The organism is Streptomyces sp. NBC_00075 (assembly GCF_045041225.1).
Classification (GTDB): domain Bacteria; phylum Actinomycetota; class Actinomycetes; order Streptomycetales; family Streptomycetaceae; genus Streptomyces; species Streptomyces adonidis.
In genome coordinates, this window is the sequence record NZ_CP108243.1 from 2,705,276 (window position 1) to 2,731,131 (window position 25,856).

11 protein-coding genes are annotated in these 25,856 nt (G+C 69.9%); 3 read left to right on the forward strand and 8 right to left on the reverse strand.

The window, feature by feature from the left end; translation table 11 throughout:
- The first annotated feature begins 252 nt into the window (after positions 1-252).
- On the forward strand, positions 253-3,138 hold the full coding sequence (locus OG787_RS11415; protein WP_405535083.1) for a glycoside hydrolase family 3 C-terminal domain-containing protein: 2,886 nt from the start codon (positions 253-255) through the stop codon (positions 3,136-3,138).
- 130 nt (positions 3,139-3,268) lie between these two features.
- On the opposite strand, the gene OG787_RS11420 is transcribed toward OG787_RS11415, so the two are convergent.
- The 6 genes from OG787_RS11420 to OG787_RS11445 form a co-directional block, all read right to left on the reverse strand.
- Entirely contained in the window at positions 3,269-4,714 is a 1,446-nt protein-coding gene (locus tag OG787_RS11420; RefSeq protein WP_405535084.1) for an aldehyde dehydrogenase family protein, read from the reverse strand.
- 271 nt (positions 4,715-4,985) lie between these two features.
- The gene (locus tag OG787_RS11425; RefSeq protein WP_369033166.1) at positions 4,986-6,695 is read right to left on the reverse strand and encodes a PucR family transcriptional regulator; all 1,710 of its coding nucleotides are present in this window, start codon (positions 6,693-6,695) and stop codon (positions 4,986-4,988) included.
- A 97-nt stretch (positions 6,696-6,792) separates the two neighbouring features.
- Positions 6,793-9,171, reverse strand: a complete 2,379-nt coding sequence (locus OG787_RS11430; protein WP_405540470.1) for an ATP/GTP-binding protein — start codon at positions 9,169-9,171, stop codon at positions 6,793-6,795.
- 728 nt (positions 9,172-9,899) lie between these two features.
- Entirely contained in the window at positions 9,900-10,319 is a 420-nt protein-coding gene (locus OG787_RS11435) for an SMI1/KNR4 family protein (RefSeq protein ID WP_405535085.1), read from the reverse strand.
- 153 nt (positions 10,320-10,472) lie between these two features.
- A complete protein-coding gene (locus OG787_RS11440; protein WP_405535086.1) occupies positions 10,473-10,949 on the reverse strand; it encodes an SMI1/KNR4 family protein in 477 nt (158 codons plus the stop codon).
- Positions 10,950-11,020: 71 nt separating this feature from the next.
- Positions 11,021-21,559 carry a LamG-like jellyroll fold domain-containing protein gene (locus OG787_RS11445; protein WP_405535087.1) on the reverse strand — a complete coding sequence of 3,513 codons (10,539 nt, stop codon included), beginning with the start codon at positions 21,557-21,559 and terminating at the stop codon, positions 11,021-11,023.
- A 350-nt stretch (positions 21,560-21,909) separates the two neighbouring features.
- On the opposite strand from OG787_RS11445, the gene gabT reads away from it, so the two are divergent.
- Positions 21,910-23,244 carry a 4-aminobutyrate--2-oxoglutarate transaminase gene (gene gabT, locus OG787_RS11450; RefSeq protein WP_405535088.1) on the forward strand — a complete coding sequence of 445 codons (1,335 nt, stop codon included), beginning with the start codon at positions 21,910-21,912 and terminating at the stop codon, positions 23,242-23,244.
- Between the two features lie 349 nt (positions 23,245-23,593).
- Positions 23,594-24,283, forward strand: coding sequence for a phosphatase PAP2 family protein (locus tag OG787_RS11455; protein WP_369033170.1), 690 nt, complete (start codon positions 23,594-23,596; stop codon positions 24,281-24,283).
- On the opposite strand, the gene OG787_RS11460 is transcribed toward OG787_RS11455, so the two are convergent.
- Together OG787_RS11460 and OG787_RS11465 are read right to left on the reverse strand one after the other, a co-directional pair.
- Positions 24,275-25,012 (reverse strand): hypothetical protein, encoded by a 738-nt coding sequence (locus tag OG787_RS11460; RefSeq protein WP_369033171.1) that lies wholly within the window; start codon positions 25,010-25,012, stop codon positions 24,275-24,277. The genes OG787_RS11455 and OG787_RS11460 overlap by 9 nt on opposite strands.
- Positions 25,009-25,728, reverse strand: coding sequence for a hypothetical protein (locus OG787_RS11465; RefSeq protein WP_405535089.1), 720 nt, complete (start codon positions 25,726-25,728; stop codon positions 25,009-25,011). Before OG787_RS11465 ends, OG787_RS11460 begins: the two co-directional genes overlap by 4 nt.
- Between the last annotated feature and the right edge of the window lie 128 nt (positions 25,729-25,856).

A 25,856-nucleotide genomic window follows, 5' to 3' on the forward strand; every position in this document is an offset into this window, starting at 1 on the left:
CCCAGTTAGTCGAAGCGCTTCGATGTTGCTGCGAGGTTAAGTGAACACCTGAGGGTGCACAAGGGTCGGCTCCAAGATTCCTCCGAGGTGTGGGCCCTGCCAGGCGGCCCGAACCGCCCCCGTATGCCGCTTGACATCACGGGCGGGAAACGGATTTGTTGCACCTGGGTCTCTTGACACCCACCCCCACGTCGAATGAGCATCGAAGCGCTTCGAATGTGCCTCGCCGCCAGATCGCAAAGGGAACCCCACGTGACCGCACAAACGCCGTCTTCGCCGCCATTCCGCGATCCGCAGCTGCCGACCGCGAAGCGCATCGACGATCTGCTGTCGCGCCTGACCCTCGACGAACGGGTGGCTTTCCTGCACCAGTTCGCGCCCGCCGTGGAGCGCCTCGGCATCGCCGCCTTCCGCACCGGCCAGGAGGCGCTGCACGGGGTGGCCTGGATGGGCCCGGCGACGGTGTTCCCACAGGCGGTCGGTCTGGGCGCGACCTGGAACGAGGAACTCGTGCACCGCGTCGGCGAGGCGGTGTCCAAGGAGGTCCGCGCGATGCGCGCCCGCGACGACCGCGTCGGCCTCAATGTCTGGGCACCGACGGTCAATCTGCTGCGCCACCCGCTGTGGGGCCGCAACGAGGAGGGCTACTCGGAGGACCCGAAGCTGACCTCGGCGATCGCCACCGCGTACACGCGCGGCCTGCGCGGCGACCATCCCGCGTACTGGCGTACGGCCCCGGTTCTCAAGCACTGGCTGGCCCACAACAACGAGACGAACCGCGACACGACCTCGTCCTCGGTCCGCCCGCGCGTCCTGCACGAGTACGATCTGCGCGCTTTCCGCGAGACGGTCGAGGCGGGTGCGGTGGCCGGCGTCATGCCCGCGTACAACCTGGTCAACGGCCGCCCCAACCACGTCTCGCCGCTCCTCGGCGAGCACCTGCGTACCTGGACGGACACCGACCTGCTGGTCTGCTCGGACGCGGCGGCGCCGTCCAACCTGGTCGACTCGGAGCACTACTTCGACACCCACGAGGAGGCGACGGCCGCCGCGCTGATCGCCGGCGTGGACAGCTTCACGGACCACGGAACGGACTCCACGAAAATCATCGCCCGCCTCCAAGGAGCCCTGTCCCAGGGCCTGTTGACGGAGGAGGACATCGACAGGGCGGTCCGCCGCCAGCTCTCGGTCCGCTTCCGGCTGGGCGAGTTCGACCCGCAGTACGACCCGTACGCCGATACCAAGGACTTCGACACCCCGGCCCACCGCGCCCTCGCGCAGGAGGCGGCGGAGCAGGCGATCGTCCTGCTGAAGAACGACGACGCGACGCTCCCCCTGGCCCCCGACACCCGGATCGCGGTCGTCGGCCTGCTCGCCGACGAGTGCAAGGCCGACTGGTACAGCGGCACCCTCATCCACCGCTCGACACCGCTGGAGGCCCTGTACGAGCGCTTCGGCGCCGAGCGCGTCGAGTTCGCCGAGGGCGTGGACCGCGTACGGCTGCGCACGTCGACGGGTACGTTCCTGCACGTCCCGCCCGCCGAGGACGCGCCGGACGTCGCCCGGGGCGCCGAGGGCGCGCTGGACCCGGCCCTTCTCGCGGGCCGCACGGACCTGCCTCCGCTCACCGCCGAGGCCGAGGGCACCGAGTTCGCGCTGATCGACTGGGGCGAGGGCGTCCTGACGCTGCGGGCCCCCGACGGCCGCTACCTCTCGGTCGCGGAGGACGGCTACGTACGGGCGTCGGCGGACCAGCCCGGCGGCTGGGTGGTCCAGGAAACGTTCCGCCTGGAGCCGCAGAACTATCCCGATTCGACCAATTCTGCCGAAAACCACCACCACCTCCTCAGGCACGTCGGTACGGGTCGCCACGTCTCTGTCGCCGCCGACGGCGTGAAGGTTGCCGACGAGAAGGAGACGCCTCCGGAGATCTTCGAGCTGATCGTCACCGAACGCGGTGAGGAATCGGTGAAGAGAGTGGCCGCGCGGGCGGACGTGGTCGTGGTGGTCGCGGGCAACGACCCGCACATCAACGGCCGCGAGACGGAGGACCGCGCGACGCTCCATCTCCCCGCCCACCAGGAGCGACTGCTGCGAGCGGCCCGCGCGGCGAACCCCCGGACGATCCTGACGCTGACCTCGGCATACCCGTACGCGGTGGACGTCACGGACCTCCCGGCGGCCCTGTGGACCGCGCACGGCGGCCAGGCGGCGGGCACGGCGCTGGCCCGCGTCCTGGCGGGCGACGTCTCACCGGCGGGCCGCCTCCCCCAGACCTGGTACGCGGCCGACGCCGACCTCCCCGACCTGCTGGACTACGACGTCATCGGCTCCCGGCAGACGTACCTCTACTTCGAGGGCACTCCCCTGTTCCCCTTCGGCCACGGCCTGTCGTACGCGACGTTCGCGTACGGCGACCTGACGGCGGAGGTGGCGGACGAGGAGACGCTGCGGGTGTCGTTCACGGTCGCCAACACCGGGTACGTCACGGCTGACGAGGTGGCGCAGCTGTACACGAGGGCGCCGGAGTCACCGGTGACCCGCCCGCGCCGGGAACTGGTGGCCCACCGCCGAGTCACCCTGTCCCCGGGAGAATCGGCGACCATGTCCTTCGAACTCCCGCTCAGCTGCCTGGAGTTCTGGGACGTGGGGAGCAACGGCCGGCGCCTCGCCCCGGGTTCGTACGAACTCCTGGCGGGCGCGTCGAGCGAGGACATCCGCGCTCGTACGACGGTCCAGGTGACCGGCACCCCGTCGGTGCCGCGCCCGGTGCGCCGACTCGGCCTGTCGGCGGCCGACTTCGACGAGCAGAGCGGTGCCGAGATCGTCGACCGTACGAAGGTGTCGGGGGACGCGGTGACGCCGACGGGCGACGGAGAGGCCGAACTGCTCTACCGGGACTGCGACTTCGGGGCAGGGGTCACGGAGGTCGCGGTGACGACGGCGGGCGAGGGAGCCGTGGAGGTGGAGGTCGTACTGGACGACCGCGCGGCGACGGCCGTACTGACACCGACGCCGACCGGGGGCCCGTACGACTACACGACGGGGCGGGCGGCGCTGGTCGTCGACGGCGTGCGTGACGTACGTGTGAGGCTGCGCGGCCCGCTGAGGCTGGCGCACGTCGGCTTCTCCGGCTGAGGGTCCGGAGAGGTCGACGCCCGGAAACGGGCATGGAAGGGGCCCGGCACCGGAAGGCATCGGTGCCGGACCCTTTCGTGACGGCGCGTTCGCGTCATCGGCGAGTGTATGTGAAAACGGTTCCCATTAGCTAGAGGGCGAGGCCGGTCAGTACGAGGACGCGCTCGTACGTGTAGTCGTCCATCGCGAACTTGACGCCCTCGCGGCCGACCCCGGACTGCTTGGCGCCGCCGTACGGCATCTGGTCGGCGCGGTAGGAGGGCACGTCGCCGATGACGACACCGCCGACCTCCAGGGCGCGGTGGGCGCGGAAGGCGGACTGGAGGTCGTGGGTGAACACACCTGCCTGGAGGCCGTACTTGGAGTCGTTGGCGGCGGCGAAGGCGGCGGTCTCGCCGTCCACCTTCTGCACGGTGAGGACCGGCCCGAAGACCTCCTCGCAGGAGATGGTGACATCGGCGGGAACGTCGGTGAGGACGGTGGGCGCGTAGGAGGCGCCGTCGCGCTTGCCACCGGCGAGGAGGTTCGCACCGGCTCGCACAGCCTCCTCGACCCACGTCTCGACCCGCTTGGCGGCGTCCTCGCTGACCAGCGGGCCGACGTCGGTGGCGCCGTCGGCCGGGTCGCCGGTCACCTGGGCCTCGACGGCGGCGACGATACGGGGCAGCAGCCGGTCGTACACGGAGGCGTCCGCGATGACCCGCTGCACGGAGATGCAGGACTGGCCGCCCTGGTAGTTGGAGAACGTGGCGATACGGGTCGCCGCCCAGTCGAGGTCGGCGTCGGAGGCGTAGTCGGCGAGGACGACCGCGGCGCCGTTGCCGCCGAGTTCGAGGGTGCAGTGCTTGCGCGGCACGGAGTCCATGATCGCGTAGCCGACCTTCTCCGACCCGGTGAACGAGATCACGGGCAGCCGCGGGTCCTGTACGAGGGCGGGCATGCGGTCGTTGGCGACCGGGAGGATGCTCCACGCGCCGGCGGGCAGGTCGGTCTCGGCGAGGAGTTCGCCGATGAGGAGGCCGGAGAGGGGGGTGGCCGGGGCCGGCTTGAGGATGATGGGCGCGCCTGCGGCGATGGCGGGGGCGATCTTGTGGGCGCAGAGATTGAGGGGGAAGTTGAAGGGCGCGATGCCGAGGACGACGCCCTTGGGGAAGCGGCGCGTGAGGGCGAGGCGGCCCTGTCCGCCGAGGTCGGTGTCGAGGCGCTGGGCCTCGCCGCCGTTGAAGCGCCGGGCCTCCTCCGCGGCGAACCGGAACACGGAGACGGCTCGGCCGACCTCGCCGCGGGCCCACTTGATCGGCTTGCCGTTCTCGGCGGAGATGAGCTGGGCGATGTCTTCCGTGCGCTCGGCGAGGCGGCGGCTGACGTGGTCGAGGGCGGCGGCGCGGACGTGGGCCGGGGTGGCGGCGAACTCGTCGCGGACGGCGTGGGCGGCGGCGACGGCTTCCTCGACCTGGGCCTCGGTCGGCACGCCGACCTTGCCGACGAGGCGTCCGTCCCAGGGGGAGGTGACGTCGAAGGTGGTCTCGCCGGTGGCCTGACGGCCGGCGAGCCAGAAGGCGTGGGTGGCAGTCATGGGTACACCGTAGGGCGGGGATGGTGAGGTGTTGTTTGTCCGGGGTGGAGTGGTGGGGGTGGCTTGTGCGACGGTTCGGCGGGGTGTTTCTTCGCCCCCGCCGCCCCTACCCGTCCCATCCTCGGGGGCTCCGCCCCCGAACCCCCGCTCCTCAAACGCCGGAGGGGCTAGGTTTTTCAGCCCGTCCGGCGTTTGAGGACAAAGGGGGGTCTGGGGGCGCAGCCCCCAGGGATGGGAACGGGTAGGGGCGGCGGGGGCGAAAACCAACCCCCTACTCCCCCACCGCCGCCGTCGTCTTCAGCGCCAGCCACAGTTCCATCCGCACATCCGGATCATCCAGCGACCGCCCCAGAATCTCCTCCACCCGCCGCATCCGGTACCGCAGCGTATGCCGATGCACCCCAAGATCCGCCGCAGCCGCATCCCACTGCCCATGCCGGGACAGCCACGCCCGCAACGACGCCACCAGATCCCCCCGACCCGTCGCGTCATGCTCGTACAGCGGACGCAACAACCCGTCCGCGAACGCCCGCACCGCATCGTCCGCGAGCAACGGCACCACGGACCCGGCGGCCAACTGCTCATGCCCGACCAGTACCCGCCCCCGCCTCCGGGCCACCGACAAGGCCTGCTCGGCCTGCTTGTAGGCGGCCGCAGCGGCGATGGGCCCGGCGGGCCCCGACATTCCCACCACAAGCTCGTCCTCGTCGCCCGAGGGACTGGAGGAAGAGGCCGACGCATCCCCGCGCCCCCGGTCCCTCTCCCGAACCTCCCCCCGAGCCCCCTCCACCGCCGCGGCGAACTCCCCACAGGCCGCCTCCGCCGCACCCCCGTCCACAGCGAGCACGACCAACCGCTCCCCCTCAGGCACCACCAGCACCGCCTCCCCCGCCCGCGCGGCAGCGGACTCCAGGCACTCGGCGAGCCCGCCCAGCGGATCCCCGTTCGTGTCGGCGGCGACAAGAGAACCGGCCGTAGGCCTGCTCGCCGCCCCCGCCGGCACCCCCTGCCCCACGGGCGGAGAAGCCGACTCCGCGACGACGATCCGGAACGGCGCGTCGAGCAGCTCGCCGTACAGCCCCCCGGCGACGGCACGCGCGTGATCGGGTTCGCCGGCCAGCAGCATCCGCAGCACAGCGGCCCCGATGCGCTGCTCGGCGGCCTGGAGAGACCGGGACCTCTCTGTCGTCAGGGTCAGCAGCGCGATGGCCGAGTGCAGGGCGTACCGCTCCGCCGTACCCAGCGCCGCAGCGGTCCCCACCGCCAGCGCGGCACGCGGCCGCCGCCCGGTACCGAGCGAGTGCAGCTCGACCCGGTCCTGGTCCTCACCCCCGCTGCTCTCCCCCACGCCGACCACCGCACTGGCCGGCGCCGGCCGCTCCCGCAGCCGCTCCACATCCGCCGTGAGCCGTGCCGCCCGCCGCCCGGCCCACTCGGGCGCGGTGGCGACGACGGCGCCCGAGGCGTCGTACAGCGCGGCCCAGCCGTCGACCTGCGAGGCGAGCGCGGCGAGCAGGCCTTCCGGGCCGTCGCTCAGCGCCTGCCTGGTCAGTTCCCGCTGCGCCGCGAATCCGGCGGTCACCGCCCGGTACTGGTCGGCGGCGATGGCGGCCGACACCGCCTTGCTGATGGCGAGGAAGGGCGTACGGCGCGGGACTTCGAGGAGCGGCAGCCCCTCGTGCTCCGCCGCTTCCACCAGCGCCTTCGGGATCTCCGCGTAGTTGACCCCGACGGCGAAGCCGAGTCCGACGACCCCCGCCCCGGCCAGCCGCTTCGCATAGCGCCGCATGGCCTCGGGGTCCTCGGCGTCCAGCTTGAGCGCGGTGATCAGGAGCAGCTCTCCGCCCTCCATGTAGGGGACGGGGTCGGCCAGTTCGCTGGCGTGCACCCAGCGGACGGGGACGTCCAGGCGGTCTCCGCCCGCCCGCACGGTCAGCCTGAGCGCGGAGTGGTGGAGGAGCGAGGCGAGCGTCGGGGGCATGGGGCCTTCAGATCTGTGTGGACTCCGTGAACTTTTGGCCGCCACGTATGAACGGCCTGTGCCGATTCTGCCTCACCGTACGTACTGCTGGCCCTGCTTACCCCCGCAGATCCACCAGCAGCGGCGGCGCGTGCTCGCCCTCGACGGTCGTGAGGGACAGCACCGCGTGCCCCGGCGGCACCTCGTGCGCCAGTTCGGACGCCGACCAGCGCTCCCGTTCGACCGTACGTACGGTCACGGCGTCGGTCGTGACGGCCTTGCCGGTGACGAGCTTGCGCAGGGCGTGGATGGCGCGGGTCATGGGCTGGTCGGCGAAGACCGTGTGCTTGGCCACATCCCGTGTCTCCACCCAGGCCGTGCCCCAGGCCTGCGCGAACCGGCCGCCGTCCCAGGTCGTCACACCGGAGAACGCCATCCGGCAGCCGACGGCGCCGTACAGCGGCCCGTGCAGCGCCTCCGGGACGTCGCCGATGGTCCGCAGGGCGAGCACGACGCCCGCGTTCTGGGAGCGCATCCGCTGGATACGCCGTACCGAACCGGCGGTGACCGTCCCGGTCGCGTCGTCGAGGACCAGACAGGCGAAGTGCGGGCGCCGCCCGTCCCGTACGACGGCACTGAACTGCGCGAGGACGAGCCGCGTGATCAGCCGCGCGGCCTCCTCGTGACCGTGCTCCGGCAGATCGACGCGGACGCGCAGCGGATGCTGGGTGAGGGAGCGGAGCGAGAAGGCCCGAGCGGCACCGCCCCCACCGAAGAATCCGTCGAAGACGGGCCGGTTGAGCAGCGAGAGCCGATCCGCGACGATCCGGCCGACGTCCGCCGGGCTCGCCGACTGCCGGATGCGTACGTCGAGTTCGCGCCGCATGACGGTGAACTCGTCCCCCGCGAGGGCGTCCCGCAGGGCGGTCAGCGCGGCGGGGTCGCTCTCCAGCAGCTCCCGCAGCACCGGCAGGGCCGGGAAGCGACCGTGCGCCGCCCTGTACGGCCCGAGCACCTGAGCGAGCGCGGTGGCCGCACTCTCGGTGCCGACGGTGTCGAGGTCGCCGACCAGTGCCTCGGCGAGAAAGGCGGCGGCCTCGTCGGGGTCGTCGGAGTCGGCGTACGGGTCGAGGTCGTGGACGGAGTCACGATCCCCTATCCGTACGACGACATCGAACGCGGAGTCGGCGGCAAGGGGAGTCCCCGGCGCGGAGACGGCGACAAAGGCGCACTGCCCGGTGAGCGCCCGCAGGGCCAGCGCCTCGGTCACGGGTTCGATCAGCTGCCGCGTCTTGCCCGCCCCCGACGGCCCGACGGCGAGCAACGACGTGCCGAGCACCTCGGGCCCGAGCGCGGCACCGGCACCGTGATAGACGAGCGGCGCCCGCTCGGCCGCCACCCACCGCCCGATACGCACCTGCCCCACGGACAGATCGTGCTGCGCGGTACGCCGGGCCAGGTCCCGAGCTCCGGAGGGATGCCCCCAGGCACCGGCCCCCTGCCGCAACACGGTGTCCCGGAAGCCCGCGAGCGCCCCGTCACGCCTGGCAACCGCCCAGGCGTGCTCGACCCGGGCGCAGTCGACGTCGTTCATCCGACCGCCGGCGACCTCGGCGGTGAGCAGTTCGGCGGCCTCGTACTGCCCGGCCTCGCGCAGGTCGGGCCACTGTTCACGGGGCCGGTCGGCGGGCAGGGGCCCGGTGGGCCCGGCAGCGGCCTTGCGAGCGGCGAGGCGGTCCTTGACGTACCCCCACCAGCCCCCGATCCGCGCGAACGGCCAGACGACAAGCAGGGTGATGACCGCGTACAGCCCGTACTTGAACGCGGTCGACCCGAACACATCGAACCCGCCGGAGATCAGGGCGACGAGGGCGAAGACGGCGTCGACGATCGGCAGGGCGTCCCAGCCGACGCCCGGGAAGGCGTGGGGAAACACAAAACTGAGCGTGACAAGAGCGCCGAGCAGCGCGAGCAGGGCCCGAGCGGGCTGCGGCCGGCGCGCGACGAAGTGCCGGGCGATGTCGGGCCAACTGCCCAGTCGCCCCATGGCGTAGAGCAGCACCAGAAAGAAAACACCGTTGTAGACGAGGACGGCAGCACTGCCCTCCCACCCCTTGGGCGAGACGGTGCCGCCCCACCACCAGTCCTCAGGCGTGAACAGCTTCAGCAGCACCGACTGGTAGGGCATCGCGCCCCGCCGCCAGACCGACCACAGGAACAACCCGACAACGAGCGGAACGAGTATCCCGACGACGGTGACCGGGGAGAGACGTTCCGCCGCCTGCGCCCCCTTGGGCAGCCGGTACCCGTACCGCCAGATCCCCGGCTTGGCCGCGGGCCGAGGCTCATTGAGCCACTCGGCGACGGACGCCCGAGCGGCCGCCCCCGGCGCCCGCACCGGCCGAGGCGGCACGGCGGGCCCGCCCGGCGGCCCCGCCGGACGCGGCACAGGATTCGCATGCGTACCCCGCGCGTCCTGCGTCCCGTCGCTGTCCATCGCCTTGCCCCCTGACCAGCCGTTCCGTCCACCATCAGCCATCAGACGTCAATCTAACGCCCCGACAAGGGGAGTTCACCGTTCGACCGGCCCCGGAGTCCGAGTATCTGTGCGGATGGTGGTGCGCGGAGGCTCCATGGAACGCAGTGATCGCCCTCATGGTCCCAGAGCACACCCGATCAGGACTCGGGCCAGGCCGCGAACCTTCTCCGGGCCGGGAAGCTCCCGGGTTACATCCCATCGCCGGAGCCGCGTGCTCGTCGCCCACAGAACGTTCTACCGCCGATTCAAGCGGTCTCGAACCAATGAACGTCAGGCCATTCAGGCATCCAGTCCGTCGCCAGACGCCCGGAAAACATTTCCACCAGCCACTCGACGAGGGGAAGATCCGACTCGTACCAGTCACCCCAGCCCCGTCGAAAGGCAGCCACGGTCCACATTTCGCGTCACCCCAGTCGGCCGTCTCGTGCTCAAACAGGACTGCGTCTTCCGGGTCGATGATCAGCCCATCGCAGCACCAGCACACGTGCGGGGTGGCGGTCACGACTCGCCCTCCATACGCGCGTGGCAGAACAGCCGCCTTGCTAAACCTTGCCAGTCGCCAAAAGAAAGGTTTGCATAAGGATCCGGCTCCCCAGTCCACGGATTCACCCCTGAGTCAATGAGACGTTGTTCCTGCCTGCCGCCAATGAATTTGGACGCAGAGCCCCCCCAAAGCTCTGCGTCACTCAGCGGGCGCTCATCGAACTCACGGAAAAAAGTCCACAGAGGAAGCCCGTCATACCTCGTTCGTACTCGATCCACCGCGGCGAGGAATTCTGTCGTCGCCATACGGTCACAGGCCACTGCTCAGGGTCCTCGTGCGTGATCTTCCAGCAGATGATGTCTGCGGCAACTGTCACCCCCCAGGCAACCACAGGCACGGAATCCGCATCTCGCAGCTCCACTGCATTACGCGTCTCACTTGCCTTTCCGCCGTCCTCGGCTTGATCTGGCGCGTTGGGCACCAGGACGGAGAAGGAGTCGTTGATTGCTCCTGCACCGTAGCGAGCCATGAACGCAACATAGTCCGACGGGAACCTGAGCCCCCAGGCCGATTGGAGGGATTCCCAATCGACCCCTTGGTCTTCACCGAGGTCGGGCGGCATCGCCGCCAGGATATGAAACAGATCACCATGAGGGTCGACCCCAACATCCCCTTAAGGTAATCCAGCGATCCGGACAAGTTGTTGTCGAACCTCACACCAGAGCATCTACATCACGCAGATGAAATTCCCGTTTTCATCGCGTACTGCATGCCGTCAGACTTCAGGCTGAAAGTAAGGCGGATCGACCAAGTCAGCCACGGTAAATTCTTCGAATTCAACATCCGTCAACACACGGAAGACGAACTCAGACATCGACATTTCGAATTTATTCCACCCTCCCATCTCCTCCTGGGCTACCACTCGCCATTCCTCTGGAGATCCCCCATCGACGAACCAGCCGAATTCGGACGCATTCACAGTTCCCCCCCATGGCAGCAGCCCTTTCCCTCCCGGGGTGTAAATTCCATAGGGCAGGAAGGTTTCTACCGCCTCAGGGTCTTCCCGCAGAGTCAGATTGATATCCTCCAGCCAGTCGATCACCTTGAGGGATGGCCCGCCCGACGAAGCATAGACCTCCAGATATCCGCTGAACTCACCCGCTCCAAAAACCTCGCAGAACTCCTTGAAGTCTCCAGGAAGTCGCGTACCGAGTCGAGACTCCAGGTCACTCCATGCGATATTGATCTCCATCGGTTGCCACCCGACAGCCTGCACGATCCTGTCGACCCACACCATTCCCCGATTCCCCTTCCGATCTTGGACTACCGATTGTTATTGATCACGGCGTACCCGGCACCACCCAGGTTTCCAATCCACCCCAAGTGCAGCCGAACCGGAACCAGATTGGCCCCCTCGTACTCGGGTGTCACGCTGTAGTACATCGTCTCACCCGCCTGGATCCGTGCGGCGATTCGCCCTTCGTTCTTCTTCATGACTGTTCGATTGGCCTGGGGAAACAAGGGAACCAGGTTGCGCAAGTCCTCACCGGAGCCACCGAGTTGCCCTGCGAGCAAGTGCCCACGGTCCATACCCCTCCTCAATCCTTGAGGTTGATGCTCCCAGCTGGTCAAATTATCGAGCGGGAACTCGGTGCCTGATCCGACGATCAAGGTTGGATCAGTATCGAATGCCCAGTCTCCCTTTCCGTTCGCGTAGTTGAAGTCACCCTTGTTCAAACAGGCTCGCACACCCTGGGCTCGCCCAAGGTTGTCCAGAGGCATGTAGTAGACGGCTGAATTACCCTTGGCGCACCCACTCCGGTTCACCGGGGAGCCGGTCGCCGGTTCCAGCTCGCTCTGGTTTTCTGGAGTTATGTACAAGGAATTATCGTAGTCAGCCGCGATCTCAGTGGCATCCGGCGTGTACTGCCCCTCGTACGAAGCCACCATCTGGTCGATGACCACCCGCTGGTCCCGGACCACAGCCGCCCGAAGCGTCTGCTGCTGCACCCGAGCAACATCCACCCGCGGCTTCGGCACCGGCCGCGTAGGTGCCGGGGTCGGGTTCTTGCCGCGGTTCGGGTTCTGGGGTGTGGGCGGCTTGGGCGGACGGGTGGTGCCACCGCGGGAAGTGCCGTTGCCCCGGGTCGTTCCGGTGTTGCGGTACGTCGTGGAGGTCGAGCATCCGTACGTGCAGCCGCGACCGCTGCTGCCCACGCTTCCACTGCCGGTGCGGGTGGCGGTGCGGGTCTTGCCGGAGTACCGCGTCTCCAGGCGCCGCAATTCCGTGTTGTTTCTGCGCGTCTGGGACCGAGTGCTGCTGTTGAACCGGCGGCTGCCCCCGCTCACGGAAGTACTGCGCCCCCGGCTGCTCGGACTGCGGGAGACGTACCCCTTCTGAGCGATGTCGGAGCCCCTGCCGCTGACTCCACGCCGGTTGCCGGAGCCCGCGGCCCTGGCGCTGTAGATGTTGCCGCCGCCGCACGCGCACACATGTCCCGTCGGGTCCGTCCCGTTCACGGGGTCCCCGTTCGCGTAGCCCTGCCGGTTGGCCTGGGCGGACGGGCTCGGGTCCAGCTGCCACGTGTCCCGGGACGCGAACGCCCCCGTCCCCGGCTGATACCAGCGCGCCGCCATGTTGACATCACCGCTCGTCGGATCCGTCCAGCCGGACTGGTAGCCGATCTCCGGAGTCGTCCCGTTGGTCGCGGTCTCCGTGCCGAACGGGTCGTAGGACGTGGAGCCGGTGACCTGGGTGGCGTCGGTGTTCAGGCCCGCGACCAGGTCGGTGTGCCGGTCGGTCAGGGCCAGTTGGGCGGTGGTGCCCGCGGTTCCGGTGGTGAAGGAGAGGAGAGCGCCCTCAGGAGTGCGGTTGTACGTGGTCGTGCCGTCGTTCGCGAGGTTGTTGGAGCCTCCGTCGTAGGTGAGGGTCGTCGAGCCTCGCGTCTGGACGCGGTCCAGGGAGTCGTACGTGTACGACGTCCCGGCGTCCGTGACCTTGCGCTCGAAGGCGTCGAACTCCAGGTTGCGCGGCGTGCCCGTGCCGGTGTCGACCGACGACAGGGTGCCCCGCGCCGTGTACGTGAACGTCTTCGTCCCGTCCGTCAGTCGGCGGTTGCGGGCGTCGAAGGTCGACGTCGTCGAGCCGGCCTTGGTCCGGTTGCCCGCGGCGTCCCACTCGTACGCCGTCGTGGTGCCGTCCTTCGTCCAGGAGGTCAGGCGGCCTGCCTGGTCGTAGCCGTAGGACTGCTGGCCCGCGCCCGCCGTGCCCGTCGTCTGCTTGGACGTCAGATTGTCGTCGAGGTCGTAGCCGTAGGCCGTGGACGCGACCGTTGTCGCGCCGTCGGGGGACGTGACGGCGTCTCCGCTCAGGCGGCCGAGTGCGTCGTAGGTGTACGTGCGCTTGGCCGTGACCGTGTACGACGCGCCGCCGTCGACCTTCGACGCGTACTGCTCCAGCCTCGGGCGGCCCGCGGCGTCGAAGTCGTACCAGATGTCCTTCCCGGTGACGGAGTCCCAGGCCCAGTCGACGTAGCCGGCGCTGTCGTAGCCGTAGGCGGTGGAGGACTGGCCGGTTCTGCGTTCCGTCATGTTGCCGTCGGCGTCGTAGGTGTAGCTCGCGGCGCCGCCCGGGCCTGCGGCGGTCAGGAGCTGGCCGCGGTCGTTGTACGTGTAGGTGTTGTAGGTCAGGGCGTCTGCCGTGCCGGTCGCGGTGAGGCGGCCAGCGAGGTCGTACTCCAGGGTGCGATCGGTGGTGGTCGACTCCGCACCGGTGCCGGTTTCGTGGGTGAGCCGGCCGAGGGCGTCGTAGGTGCTGGTGCGCTGGACGCCGCCCGGGAGCAGTTCCGTCACCGCCTGACCGGCCTTGTCGTAGACGGTCGTCCAGGTGCGGTCGGCGGCGGCCGGATGCGCTGTCGTGGCCGGCTCGATCGTGGACTCGGGCAGGCCCCAACTGTTGAACGTGTAGATGGTCTTGTTGCCCCGGCCGTCCGTCAGCCTGGTGCGGTTGCCGGCCGCGTCGTAACCGAACGCCGTCGTGATCGACCCGGTCGCGGAGACCGGCTCGGTCTGGGTCGTCAGCCGGCCCTGTGCGTCGTACGCGTACGTCGTGCGCGCCCCGGTCTGCGGGGAGACCGCGACCGTGCGGTTGCCGTCGGCGTCGAACTCGGCGGTAGCGGTGCGCAGCGCGGTGCTGCCGGTGCCGTAGTCGGTGGCCGCCGTGGTGTTGCCGAGGGCGTCGTACGTCGTCGTGGTCCGGCGGTTGGTGGCGTCGGTGGTCTCGACGCGGCGGCCGAGGCCGTCGTAGGCGTAGCTCGTGGTGCCCGCCGGGTCGGTCACCGAGGTGGGCTCGCCCGCCGGGTTGTGGACGGCGGAGGTGATCCGGCCCGCCGGGGTCCGCGACGCGGTCTGGTTCCCCGCGTCGTCCCAGGTGTAACTGCTGGTCAGGTTGGTCGTGCTCGGGAAACGCTCGACCGTGGTCGCCGTGAGCTGTCGTCCGAGTTCGTCGTACGTGGCCTCCGTCCGGGCACCCGTCGGGTCGGTGGCGGAGAGCTGGAGGCCGGTGGGGGCCCAGGTGTAGCGGGTGACTCCGCCGCCGTCGGTGCTCGCGGAGGCGAGCAGGTCGGGGTCGGTCTCCGCCGTCGTCGCGGCTGCGGCGTCGGCGACGGGATCCGTCTGGCTCGTGACCTGGCCGAACTGGTCGTACCCGTAGCGGGTGACGCGGCCCAGCGGATCGGTGACCGTCCGGGGCAGGCCCAGCGGTGTGTAGGCGGTGCGGGTGGTCGCAGTGAGGGTTCCGGCGACGCCCGGCGGGGTGTAGTCGGGCAGCGTCACGGCGACCGTGCGGCCGAGCCGGTCGACCTCGGCGCGGGTCACCTTCCCGCGCGCGTCCTTGGTCTCCGTGGCCTCGCCGAAGGCGTTGTAGCCGATGAGCGTGACCGGACTGACCGTGCCGCCGGTGGCCCCGTTCTCCTCCGCCGTCACCGCCGGCGCGGTCTCCTGCACCGGGCGGCCCAGCGCGTCGTAGCGGTAGGCGGTCGTGAACCCGGCCGGGTCGGCGCCGACGACGTTCCCGCGCGGGCTGACCGAGGTGAGCGGCAGGCCACGGTCGTCGTAGGTGTGCGTGGTCGTGTGAGTGGTGGTGCCGTCCGTGACCGACTGGCTGGTCACATTGCCCGCGGAGTCGTACGCCGACGTGGTGGTCAGCTTCTTGTCCGCGGTGATCGACTCGGACTGTTCCTTGATCCGGTCGTCGCCGTCGTACGCGTAGGTCGTGACGCGGGCGAGGCCACCGGGGTCCAGCACGCTGTTCGTGGTCCGGCCGAGCGCGTCGACGGTGTACGTCTCCGTGGCCGCGCCGCCCCCGGTGACCTGCTTGGTCAGGTGTCCGGCGCCGTCGTACTCGTTGGCCTCCAGCACGATGTCGTGGCGGCTGCCGTCGGCCTGAGTGACCTGCCTGGCGGTGGTGGTCGCGGCGAGCCCGTCGTCGAAGTAGGTGTACGCCGTGGTGGCGCCCAGCGCGTCCGTGGTCGAGGCCAGGCGGCCTGCCGGGTCGTAGGCGTTGGAGACCACCACCAGGTCGCGCGTGGTCCCGGAGGGATCGCCCGTCCAGTCCTTGAGGACCGTCTCGGCGTGCCGGCCGCTCGGCGTGTAACGGTAGGTGAGCCGGGTGCCTTCGGCATCGGTCGTCGCGTTCACCCGGCCGAGCGCGTCGTGTTCGTAGCGGGTCGTGTTCTGTTCGGCGTCCGTGACGCTGTCGTTGAGACCGAGTTCGTCGTAGTGGTAGGCCGTGGTGCGTTGGGGGTCGCCGCCCGTGGTGTCGGACGTCGACTCGGTCAGCAGGTTGCCGTCCTCGTCGTAGCCGCGCGTGATCGTGGCGGTGTGGGTCGTGTCGGTGATCTCGTTCCGTACGGCGGCGCCGGTCTCGGAGACGATCCGGGACCGCTTGTCGTACGTGTACGAGGTCGTCACCCCGGCCGGGAAGGTGTCGGACGTCTGCTTCTCGGCGGTCTTGCGGCCCAGACCGTCGTACGTGTACTCGGTCACCAGCCCCGACGGCGCGGTGGACCTGGCCAGGTCGCCGCCCGCGAAGTACGCGTACGTGGTGACCGCGCCGCCAGGAGTGGTCTCCGTGGCGACCAGGCCGGCCGGGGCGGTGCCGCCGCCGACCGCGGTCTCGGTGCCGGTCGTGTAGGTGGTGGTGCTCTTGCGGCCGTCCGCCAGGGTCGTGCTGTCCGGCAGGCCGAGGGCGGTGTAGGCCATGGCCGTCTTGAAGCGGTCGTCCTTGACGCTCGTCGAGCGGGCGTCGCGGACCGCTGTGGGTTTGTCGTTGCGCGGGTCGAGTTCGTTGGCGGTGTTGAGGTGGTAGTCGGTGAACGAGGTCCAGCAGGAGTCCGCGTCCCGGCAGGTCGTCACCGACACGGTGTTGCCGCGCTTGTCGTGTCCCGTGATGCTGACGTGACCGGCGGGATCGGTGGCCGTGTGGAGATATCCGCCGGTGTCGTAGGCGAAGGTGCTGACACCGCCCTCGGCGTCGGTGGCGGAGACGGTGCGCATGCCGTGCAGGGCGTCGTACATCTTGCTCGTGACGGCGCCTGCCGGGTCCGTGACCGTGACGGTCGAGGTCAGGGCGGAGGTGTCCGCGAAGGCCGCCGCACTGTAGTGGGCCGCCACCTGATCCTCCGTCAAGGGGTGCGGATAGATGGCGACTTCGTCGATCTGGCCGGTGAAGTGACTGACGTCCGCCGGAGCGCTCGGCCAGTTCTTCGCGAAGCCCGCGCCGATGTACGTACGGGAGTTGGACTGGTGGCTGACGGCGCCGGTGAGGGTGCCGACGGACACGCCGTCCAGGTAGAGGGTCTGTGTGGTGCCGGAGGCGGAGACGACGGCGTGGTGCCACTGGTTGTCGGTGACGGTCGCGGTCGAGGCCAACGGCGTCGCCGTGACAGAGGAGTTGACGTAGAACTTGCCGTGCAGCTTGCCGTCGGCGCCCACGTACAGCACCGGGGTCCAACTGCCGCTCGCCGCCGTCGCGCCGGCGATGGAGGTCGACTGGTCGCCGATGAGCACCCCGGCCCGGTCCGTCTTGAACCACATCTCGGCGGCGAGGTCGGTCGAGGCACGCATGATGCCACCCGGCACCTCGGCGTAGCCGCCGCCCGCGAGGGTGACGGCGCTGCCCTGCCCGGCCCCGAAGGCACCGGTCGTTCCCAAAGTGGCGTTGGTGTAGGTGCCGTTGCCGCTGTTCACCGTCACGGAACTCCTGGCCGTGCTGCCGGTCGTCTCGTCCAGGCGCCAGTAGCCGCCGGGTGCGTCGGCGCCGGTCGCGCCGCGGTAGTGGGCGGCGTCTCCGGTGACCATGTCGGTACGGGCGCGGAAGTGCGCGGAGACCGTGGCGGCGTCCAACGGGTGCTGGTAGACGGCGACTTCGTCGATCTGACCGGTGAAGTGACTGACGTCGGCAGGAGCGCTGGGCCAGTTCTTGGCGAACCCGGCGCCGATGTACGTGCGGGAGTTGGCCTGATGATTCACGGCCCCGGCGAGGGTGCCCTGCTTGACCCCGTCCAGGTACAGCGTCTGAGTGGAGCCCGAGGCGGAGACGACCGCGTGATGCCAGTCGCCGTCGGTCACCGTGGCGGTGGAGGCCAACGAGGTCGCTGTCACTGATGAGTTGACGTAGAACTTGCCGTGCAGCTTGCCGTCGGCACCCACGTACAGCACCGGGGTCCAGCTGCCCGCGACGCCGTCCTCGCTGTCGACGGCGACGGACTGGTCCCCGACCAGTACGCCTGCCTTGGCCGTCCTGAACCAGAGTTCGACGGCGACGTTCGTGGCGTCGTGCAGGGCGTCGTCCGGGACCTCGGCATAGCCGCCCGCGCCGTCGAAGTCGACGGCCGTGTCGTCACCGGCGGAGAACACTCCGGTCGCCGCGAGGGACACGCCGTCGCTGTACGAGCCGTCGGCGCCGTCGGTGAGCGCGCTGGCCGCGGCGGCCCCGCTGCGGTCGCCGAGCCGCCAGTAGTTGGCGGGACCGCTCGCCTGCACCACCTGGGCGTATCCGGCCGAACCGGAGGCGTAGTCGGGGGCGGAGACCTGCCAGGTGCCGCCGTTGGCGTCGGTGAGGTGGTCGACCCGGTCGGTGCCGGAGTCGTAGGTGATCCGTGCGTCGACGCGTCCCGAGGGCAGGGTGGCCTGCGTCAGGCGGCCCTTGGTCTGGCGGGCCGCGTAGTGGGCGGCGACGGCGGGTTCGGCGAGCGGTCGGTCGTAGACGGCGACCTCGTCGATGCTGCCGGTGAAGTGCCCGAACGTGTCGGTGGTGTCCAGGGAGGGCCAGCCGCCGCCGGTGTAGCCGGCGCCGACGTAGGTGTAGACCTGCTCGGTGTGATCGATCGCGCCGGCGAGCGTGCCGATCCGCGTACCGTCCAGGAACAGTGCCTGGTTGGTGCCCGCGCCAGACAGGACGACGTGGTGCCAGGTGTTGTCGTTGACCGCGCTCGTGCTGGTGATCGGGCCCTTGCCGCCCTCGCGCCAGAACTGGCCGCGCAGCTTGCCGTCGGTGCCGACGTAGAGCGCGGGCGTCCACCAGGTGGGCTTGCCGTCCTCGATGCGCTCGTCCTCGTAGGAGAACAGGACGCCCGGTCCCGCCGTCCTGAACCACAGCTCCACGGTCAGGAACGACGAGGCGTGCACGGTGTTGTCGGGCAGGATGACGTTTCCGTCGACGCCGTCGAACGAGGCGGCCGTGTCGGGCGTACCCGCCAGGGCCCCTTCGGCCCCGAGCGTGGCGTCCGAGTACTCCGCGTTGTTCAGCCCCGACCGCGAGGGCGCCTCGCTGCGGGCGGCGGCGCCGTCTGCCTCGCCGAACCGCCAGTAGGAGACCGGGTTGTCGTCCAGCACGGTGCTGCGGTAGAGCGAGCCGTCCGTGTAGTCGTACGTGGTGCAGGCCGTGGCCGAGTCCGGCGGGCAGACCCTGGTCAGCCGGTCGCCGCTGTAGGTGTACGTCCAGGTGAGCGCCCCGGTCGCCGCGTCCACGGTGCCGGTGGTGACCTGGGTGACGTGGCCGCCGGTCCAGGCGAAGGTCAGGGTGCGTCCGGAGAGCGCGTCCTTCGCCGTGGTGAGCTTGCCACTCGTGTACGTCAGGATCTGTGCGCGGCCCGCGCCGTCCGCGATCTTCGTCAGCCGGCCGGTGGAGTCGAAGGTGTACGTGGTCGCGCTCTTGTCGGTGAGCGTCCAGCCGCCCGCCGTCACGGACTTGAGGGTGGCGAAGCCGCCGGAGGGCGCCGCGTAGGTGCCGTCGGCGTTGCGGCCGAAGCGCACGGTCTGACCGCTTTGTAGGGTCACCACCAGGTCTCCGGAGGACAGCCAGCTGCCCTGGTCCGGGGTGATACGCATGTCCCAGGCCGTCGACCAGCCGGCGCCGAACACCGAATCGGTGCGCGGGTCCAGGGAGTTGTAGGTACGGGTCACCGAAAGTTCCGGGCCGACGGTACTGACCGCCGCGTCGGTGGCCGCCGTCGTGTAGTTGCCCGCCTGGGAGCCGAACGGCCTGCCCTCGTCGGCGGTCGCGAGATGGCTGGTGATGCCGGGCTGCGGAACGGCGGTGGAGAAGTGGGCGGGACGCGGCAGCGCGGAGGTGGCCTCGCCGTCACCGACCCGGACGTACCAGGCGTACCGCTTGCCCCAGGACAGCCAACCGGACGGCACGGCCCAGGACTTGGACGTCTGCGCTGTTCCGGCCCGGCAGTTCGCGCGTACGTTGCTGCCCTTCACCTCGCACACCTCGAAGATGTACGTCAGCGCGGCGTCGGGGTAGCGGTCGCTGTCCTTGCCCGAGGCCCAGAGGGTCGGTGTGAGGGTGTTCTGGACGACACCGCTCGCAGGCGACTCGGCCATCAGGACCGGCGGAATGTTGACCGCGTCGAACTTCATCGCCACGCCCGGCACACCCGAACCGGCGAAGCTGCCCGTGCCGCGGTCGTCCATGGTCCAGGCGAGCGTGTACGTGCCCGGTGTCAGCTTGGCTATGCGGGCGTCCACGGTCACCGTCTCGCCGGGCGAGATGGTGCTGGGCATGGTCGTCCACACGGAGTTGGTGCTGGTGTCCGTGATGTTCGTGCCGTCGGCGTCGTAAAGGTCGTAGCGCAGTTGGTAGTTGTTGGTCGGCGTCCAGCTCTCCTCGCCCCGGTTGGTGAGGGTGACCTTGAAGATGCCCTCCTGGGTCGCGGTGACCGGCTGGACCCAGCCGCCGAGCTTGTACGTGGCTCCGTACTTGGTCCAGGTGACGTCCAGCCGGGGCTTGCCGTTCGGGTAGTCGTCCGAGCCGAACTGCTTCCAGCCCTTGGAGTCGGTCGTGGACGCCTTGACGGCGAGGCCGTAGTTCTTCTGCCGGCCGTGCGTCCAGTCGTCGACCAGCTTGCGGCCCGCCGCGCCGAGGCTGATGCCCTCCCAGGCCGGGTCGCAGCTCCAGTTCTCGGTGCCCTCGGGCTTCCAGCCGTGCGCGAAGCTCTTGGAGGTCAGCGCCGAGCCGGTGGACGGTCCCGGGTACTTCGTGGTGGTGGACTCCGACCAGTTCGACTTGATCTGGTGGACCGTCACAGGACGTGCCTTGCACGACTGCGACCAGGAGTTGTACAGGTTCAGCTTGGCGCTGAGCACCCAGTCGTTCTTCAGCGTCGTCTCCAGACCGGAGAACCGCAGGAAGGACGCGGCCTTGTGTGAACCCGCGTCGTACGTACCGGCCTTGAGGACGGTGTCGGTGGAGAAGTTCGTGTTGTACGGGGCTTCCACATAGGTGCCCGAGGTCGCGCTCACGCCCGCGACGGAGGGGTCGACCCGCACCGGGAAGACCCGGGCCGGGTCGTGCAGCCACTCCTGGTCGAGCGACACCTTCAGGACCTGACGGCCGGACTCCTCCGCCAGGCTGTAGACGACTCCGGTGGAGATCACGCCTTCGTCGGCGTTCTCCGCGAGGCGGGAGTCCTCCATCCAGCCCTGCGGAATCCGGGCCCGTTCCGCGCCCGCGCCGTCGTCGAAGACCACCGCGCCCGCGTCGTCCAGACGGGCGGTCAGCCCCGTGGTCGCCAGCGGGAAGCTCCACTCCGTGGGAGCCTCGGGCCCCTTGAGGAGCAGGGTCTCCTTGACCGACGCGTTCCCGGCGAGGAACTCGATGTCGGACGAGGCGCGGACGTCCGGGTAGGTGATCGTGCTGCCGTCGACCTGACCGGCGGTGTGCGCGGCGCTCGACACGGCGAATCCGACCGATCCGTGTTCTCCGAGGTCCAGTTGGGCCACCGGGTCGGCGTCCGCGTGACCCGCGAACCCGATGGTCACCTCGGTCGAGGTGGTCTCCCAGAGCGGTGCGGCGACGCTCATGGTGCGGGTGCCCTCGGGCTGGGCCAGGGAGGTGTCGATCGTCCGCCAACTCCCCCTCTCGTCGCGGAAGTTGACCGGCTCGTCGTAGTACTGGGTGGTGAACGTGCCGTCGGCGTTCCGATAGGTGCGCCCCTGGGCCGTGCGCTCGCCGGCCACTTCACGGCTCGTCTTCGGGTCGAAGCCCTTGACCTGGGGCACCTCGGGGACCACGACCGGATCGGCGCTGTCGGACTCGATCGACGGCGCGGCGGCGATCAGCGGCTGCACGGGGAATCCGGTGTCGAGGGCCAGTTCACCCTTGCCGCTCACATGCCCCGAACGGCCCCCACCCGCGGCGGCGTCCGTCGCGTCGGCGGCTGCTTCGTGCGAGCGCCCCGCGGCCGTACCCCACCGCTGCTCGGGCCGCTCCCCGCTCGACAACTCCCGTTGCGCCCACGGCACTGCGACGGCCGCACCTTCCGCCATCCCCATGCCCGCCATGACCGCAGCCATGACAAGCGCCCCCGCACGCAGTCCCCGCCCCACCGCTCCACCCCCGCCACAGAACCCCCACACAGGCGGGACAGATTGGCGAATTTCCGGGAACCGACGAGCGACGGACAAATGAACTATTGATGAACTACAGACCAAGCAGAGGTCATTTCTTCGCGAGTCACCACAAGATCACCGCCCGATATCAAGGCGGCAGCATGGATCACGCACCCCGCCCCCTGTCCACCAAGGACAACGACACACCCTGACCACTCCCAAACGGTGCATGCCCGCCCCCACCCCCCAGGCCTAGCCTGCGGAGAAAGGTGCGGACAAAGACCCGCCTCCCGTCACGCCCCCAGGAGCCCCAAATGACCTCCCTCCCCCAGGAGCGCCGCGTACTCACCGCCATCCCCGGCCCCAAGTCCCAGGAGCTCCAGGCCCGGCGGCTCGCCGCCGTCGCCGGTGGGGTCGGGTCCGTGCTGCCCGTCTTCACCGCGCGGGCGGGCGGCGGGATCATCGAGGACGTCGACGGGAACCGGCTGATCGACTTCGGGTCCGGTATCGCCGTCACCTCCGTCGGCGCCAGCGCCGAGGCCGTCGTGCGGCGGGCCTCCGCCCAGCTCGCGGCCTTCACGCACACGTGCTTCATGGTCACGCCGTACGAGGGGTACGTCGAGGTCGCCGAGGCGCTCGCCGAGCTGACGCCGGGCGATCACGCCAAGAAGAGCGCCCTCTTCAACAGCGGCGCCGAGGCCGTCGAGAACGCCGTGAAGATCGCGCGGGCCTACACCAAGCGGCAGGCCGTGGTCGTGTTCGACCACGGGTACCACGGGCGGACCAACCTCACCATGGCCCTGACCGCCAAGAACATGCCGTACAAGCACGGCTTCGGGCCGTTCGCACCCGAGGTGTACCGCGTGCCGGTCGCTTACGGCTACCGGTGGCCCACCGGACCCGAGAACGCCGGGCCCGAGGCCGCCGCTCAGGCCATCGACCAGATCAGCAAGCAGGTCGGGGCCGAGAACGTCGCCGCGATCATCATCGAGCCGGTGCTCGGCGAGGGCGGGTTCATCGAGCCCGCGAAGGGGTTCCTGCCGGCCGTCCGGCAGTTCGCCGCCGACAACGGCATCGTCTTCGTCGCCGATGAGATCCAGTCCGGGTTCTGCCGTACGGGACAGTGGTTCGCGTGCGAGGACGAGGGGATCGTGCCCGATCTGATCACCACCGCGAAGGGCATCGCGGGCGGGCTCCCGCTCGCCGCCGTCACCGGGCGCGCCGAGATCATGGACGCCGCGCACGCGGGTGGCCTGGGAGGCACCTACGGCGGGAACCCCGTCGCCTGTGCGGGTGCGCTCGGCTCGATCGAGACCATGAAGGAACTCGACCTCAACGCCCGCGCCAAGCACATCGAGGGCGTCATGAAGGCCCGGCTGACCGCCATGGCCGAGAAGTACGAGGTCATCGGTGACATCCGTGGCCGCGGTGCCATGATCGCCATCGAACTGGTCAAGGACCGCACCACCAAGGAGCCCCACCCGGAGGCGACCGCAGCGCTCGCCAAGGCCTGTCACCAAGAGGGTTTGGTGGTCCTTACCTGTGGCACCTACGGCAACGTCCTCCGCTTCCTGCCTCCGCTGGTGATCGGCGAGGACCTCCTCAACGAGGGCCTCGACATCATCGAGCAGGCCTTCACCAGCGTCTGACCCGTTCCCGGCCCCCGCCGCCCCGCCGCACCACCCGTTCGTACCGGCCGACCGGCCCGGATTCCGCTTGTTTCCGGGCCCGTGCGGAGCCGGTGCGGACGCCGTCAGAGCGTGTGAAGAAGGTGTGCGGGGTGGATGGCGGGTCGCCGATCCGCCTGTTTCAGCCGCCTCCCCTGCCGTAGGTTCTATCCAGATGAGAGATACACCCCGCCCGCAGGAAACTGTGGGTGGCACCTGGTCGGGGCCTCCCCAGCTTCGATCCGGTCGTGCCCTCGCGCACACAACCGGAGCTTCCGGCTCCGGGTCTCCTCACCGATCGGACAGTCGCCCGCCCCAAACCCCCCGGGGCGTGCGACGATCCGATCTGATCGACCGGCCCGGTACTCTCCCCCCTGTTCCGGGCCGGTCGAACTCTCGGTTTCTCCTCTCCCTCCTGACCTTCGCGGTCCTCCTCTTCGCGCTGATCACCTGGCAGGTCGCCGTCCACGGCCCCCTCGCCCGCGCGGACGAACGCCTCAGCGACTCACTGGTCCACCCCACTCGCGGCTGGGCACTCCTCGCCGATCTCGGGGGCATCGCGGTCGCCGTTCCGGTCCTTCTCGTCGTCCTGGTGTACGTCGGACTGCGCGCGCGTCGGGCGGGTACGGAGCGCTGGTGGCGGGAACCGGTCGGCGCGGGCCTGCTCATGGCGGCCGTACCGGCGATCGTCGTACCGCTGAAGGAGCTGGTCGCCCGGTCCGGGCCGCCGGTCATGGGCCCCGGCACCGGCTTCTACCCCTCCGGTCACACCGCGACGGCCGTCGTCGCCTACGGTTCCGCCACCCTGCTCCTGCTGCCGTGGCTGCGCCGTACGTACGCCCGTCGGCTCGCCCTGATCAGCTGCCTCGTCCTCAACGCGGCCGTCGCCGTCGGGCTGGTCGTCCGGGGTTACCACTGGCCGCTGGACGTGGTGGCGAGCTGGTGTCTGTGCTCGGCGCTGCTGATCCTGCTGCGGTTCTTCGCCCGCCGCCGGACCCCGGTCAGCGCGCCCTCACCCTGATCCCGTCGGCGGCCAGGCCACCCGCCAGTGCGGAGCCACGTCGTGCACCGGGGTGGCCGTCTCGGTGCCGTCCGGATGGAAGGTCCGCATCTTGGTCTCCGCAGTCACCATGAGGCCCCAGTTCAGCCCGGCCCCGTAGTCGCCGCAGGTGACGTAGGCGACCAGATGCCACTCGACGAGTCCGCGGTCCTCCGTGTGCGGGGCCAGGACGATCCGCCGGGCCGTGCCGGCCGCGATCCGCATCGGCAGCCGGAAATCCGGCACGACGGGCATGCCCTGGCCGTCGAGCGCGGGGCGCACCAGCGGCGGAGTCTCGTCGAGGAACACCTCGACGTCCGGCACCAGCATCGGCTGATACCTCGCCCGGGCGCGCCTGTACACCTCCTCCAACTCCCGGTCGTAGGAGAGGCCGGGCCCGGCCTGGGGCACGAGGCTCAACCCACTCGGCTGCATCGGGCGGCGTCCGAGCACCCCGGCACGCAGGCCAAGCAGTACGACGTCCAGACCGCCGCTCGCCTCCACGTCGACGTACACGTTGTAGCCGGTGAGGGGTACGTGCAGGGGTTCCGGGCCGATGGTGGTGCTGGGGTCGAGCACGGCGTGAGCATGGCTGAGCACGCCGATCCGTACCTCGAAGTTCTCGGGGTCCGGGATTACCTCCTGCACCTGTTCCCGAGCGTCTTCCGCCCGCTTCTTGGCACGCCCGCGCCACCAGCTCGAGCCCTTCATTCTCCGTCCTCCCGGATCAGGCCGCGCGGCGGCCTGGCCGCCGTGCGGAACGGGTGGCCCGCGAGGTCCACCCTGATCGTGCCGGCGCGCCGACCGCACACCCAATCCAGCTCCAACTCCCAGGCCACCTGCCAGCGTTCGGTCTCCACACGCAGTTCGAATGTCTCGGGGTCGTCCGGCCCGACCGTGTACGAGAACGTGGCCGGTGTGTCCTCGCCGTGCGGCTCGATGCGGGGCGGGTCCTCGTCGAGCAGCACGGTGTAGGCGCGTATGGGCAGCGCCCCGAAATGCGGTGAGAACTCCCCACGTGGCGGCCGGCGTTCGAGTACGACGACCCGAAGTCCCGCCAGGACAACGGTCCGTTCCGGTGCCGTGACGTACAGCCGTACGGTGTGCCCGCTCGACGGTACGACGCGCCGCGGCTCACCGCCTTCCGCGGGCACCAGCAGGTAGTGGGCGTTCATGACGGTTACGTGGAAGTCCACCGGGTCGCCGCGGGGTATTCGGCGACGCTGGAGGCGGACCGTTTCCTCGACCAGGGCGGCGGTGACGACCGCGCTCAGGGCCGGGGCGAGCCAGCCCGGGGCCAGGTCGGTGACCCACAGGACGACCGTCGTCACGGCGGCGACGGCGAGGACGGCCGCGACCGCGCGCCCTCGGGCACGGACACACCTCACTCTGTCTCCGAGCGCCACGGCGGCTCCTGTCTCGGTCAATTGCCCGGTTGTACCCAGCTGTTGACTGTGTGACACACCTGTACGCCACATTGCCACGGTTCGCGTCGACCGCACGGACGGCCGACGAGAGCGTGGTCATGCGGTGACTACGAGAACCGCACGGGCCT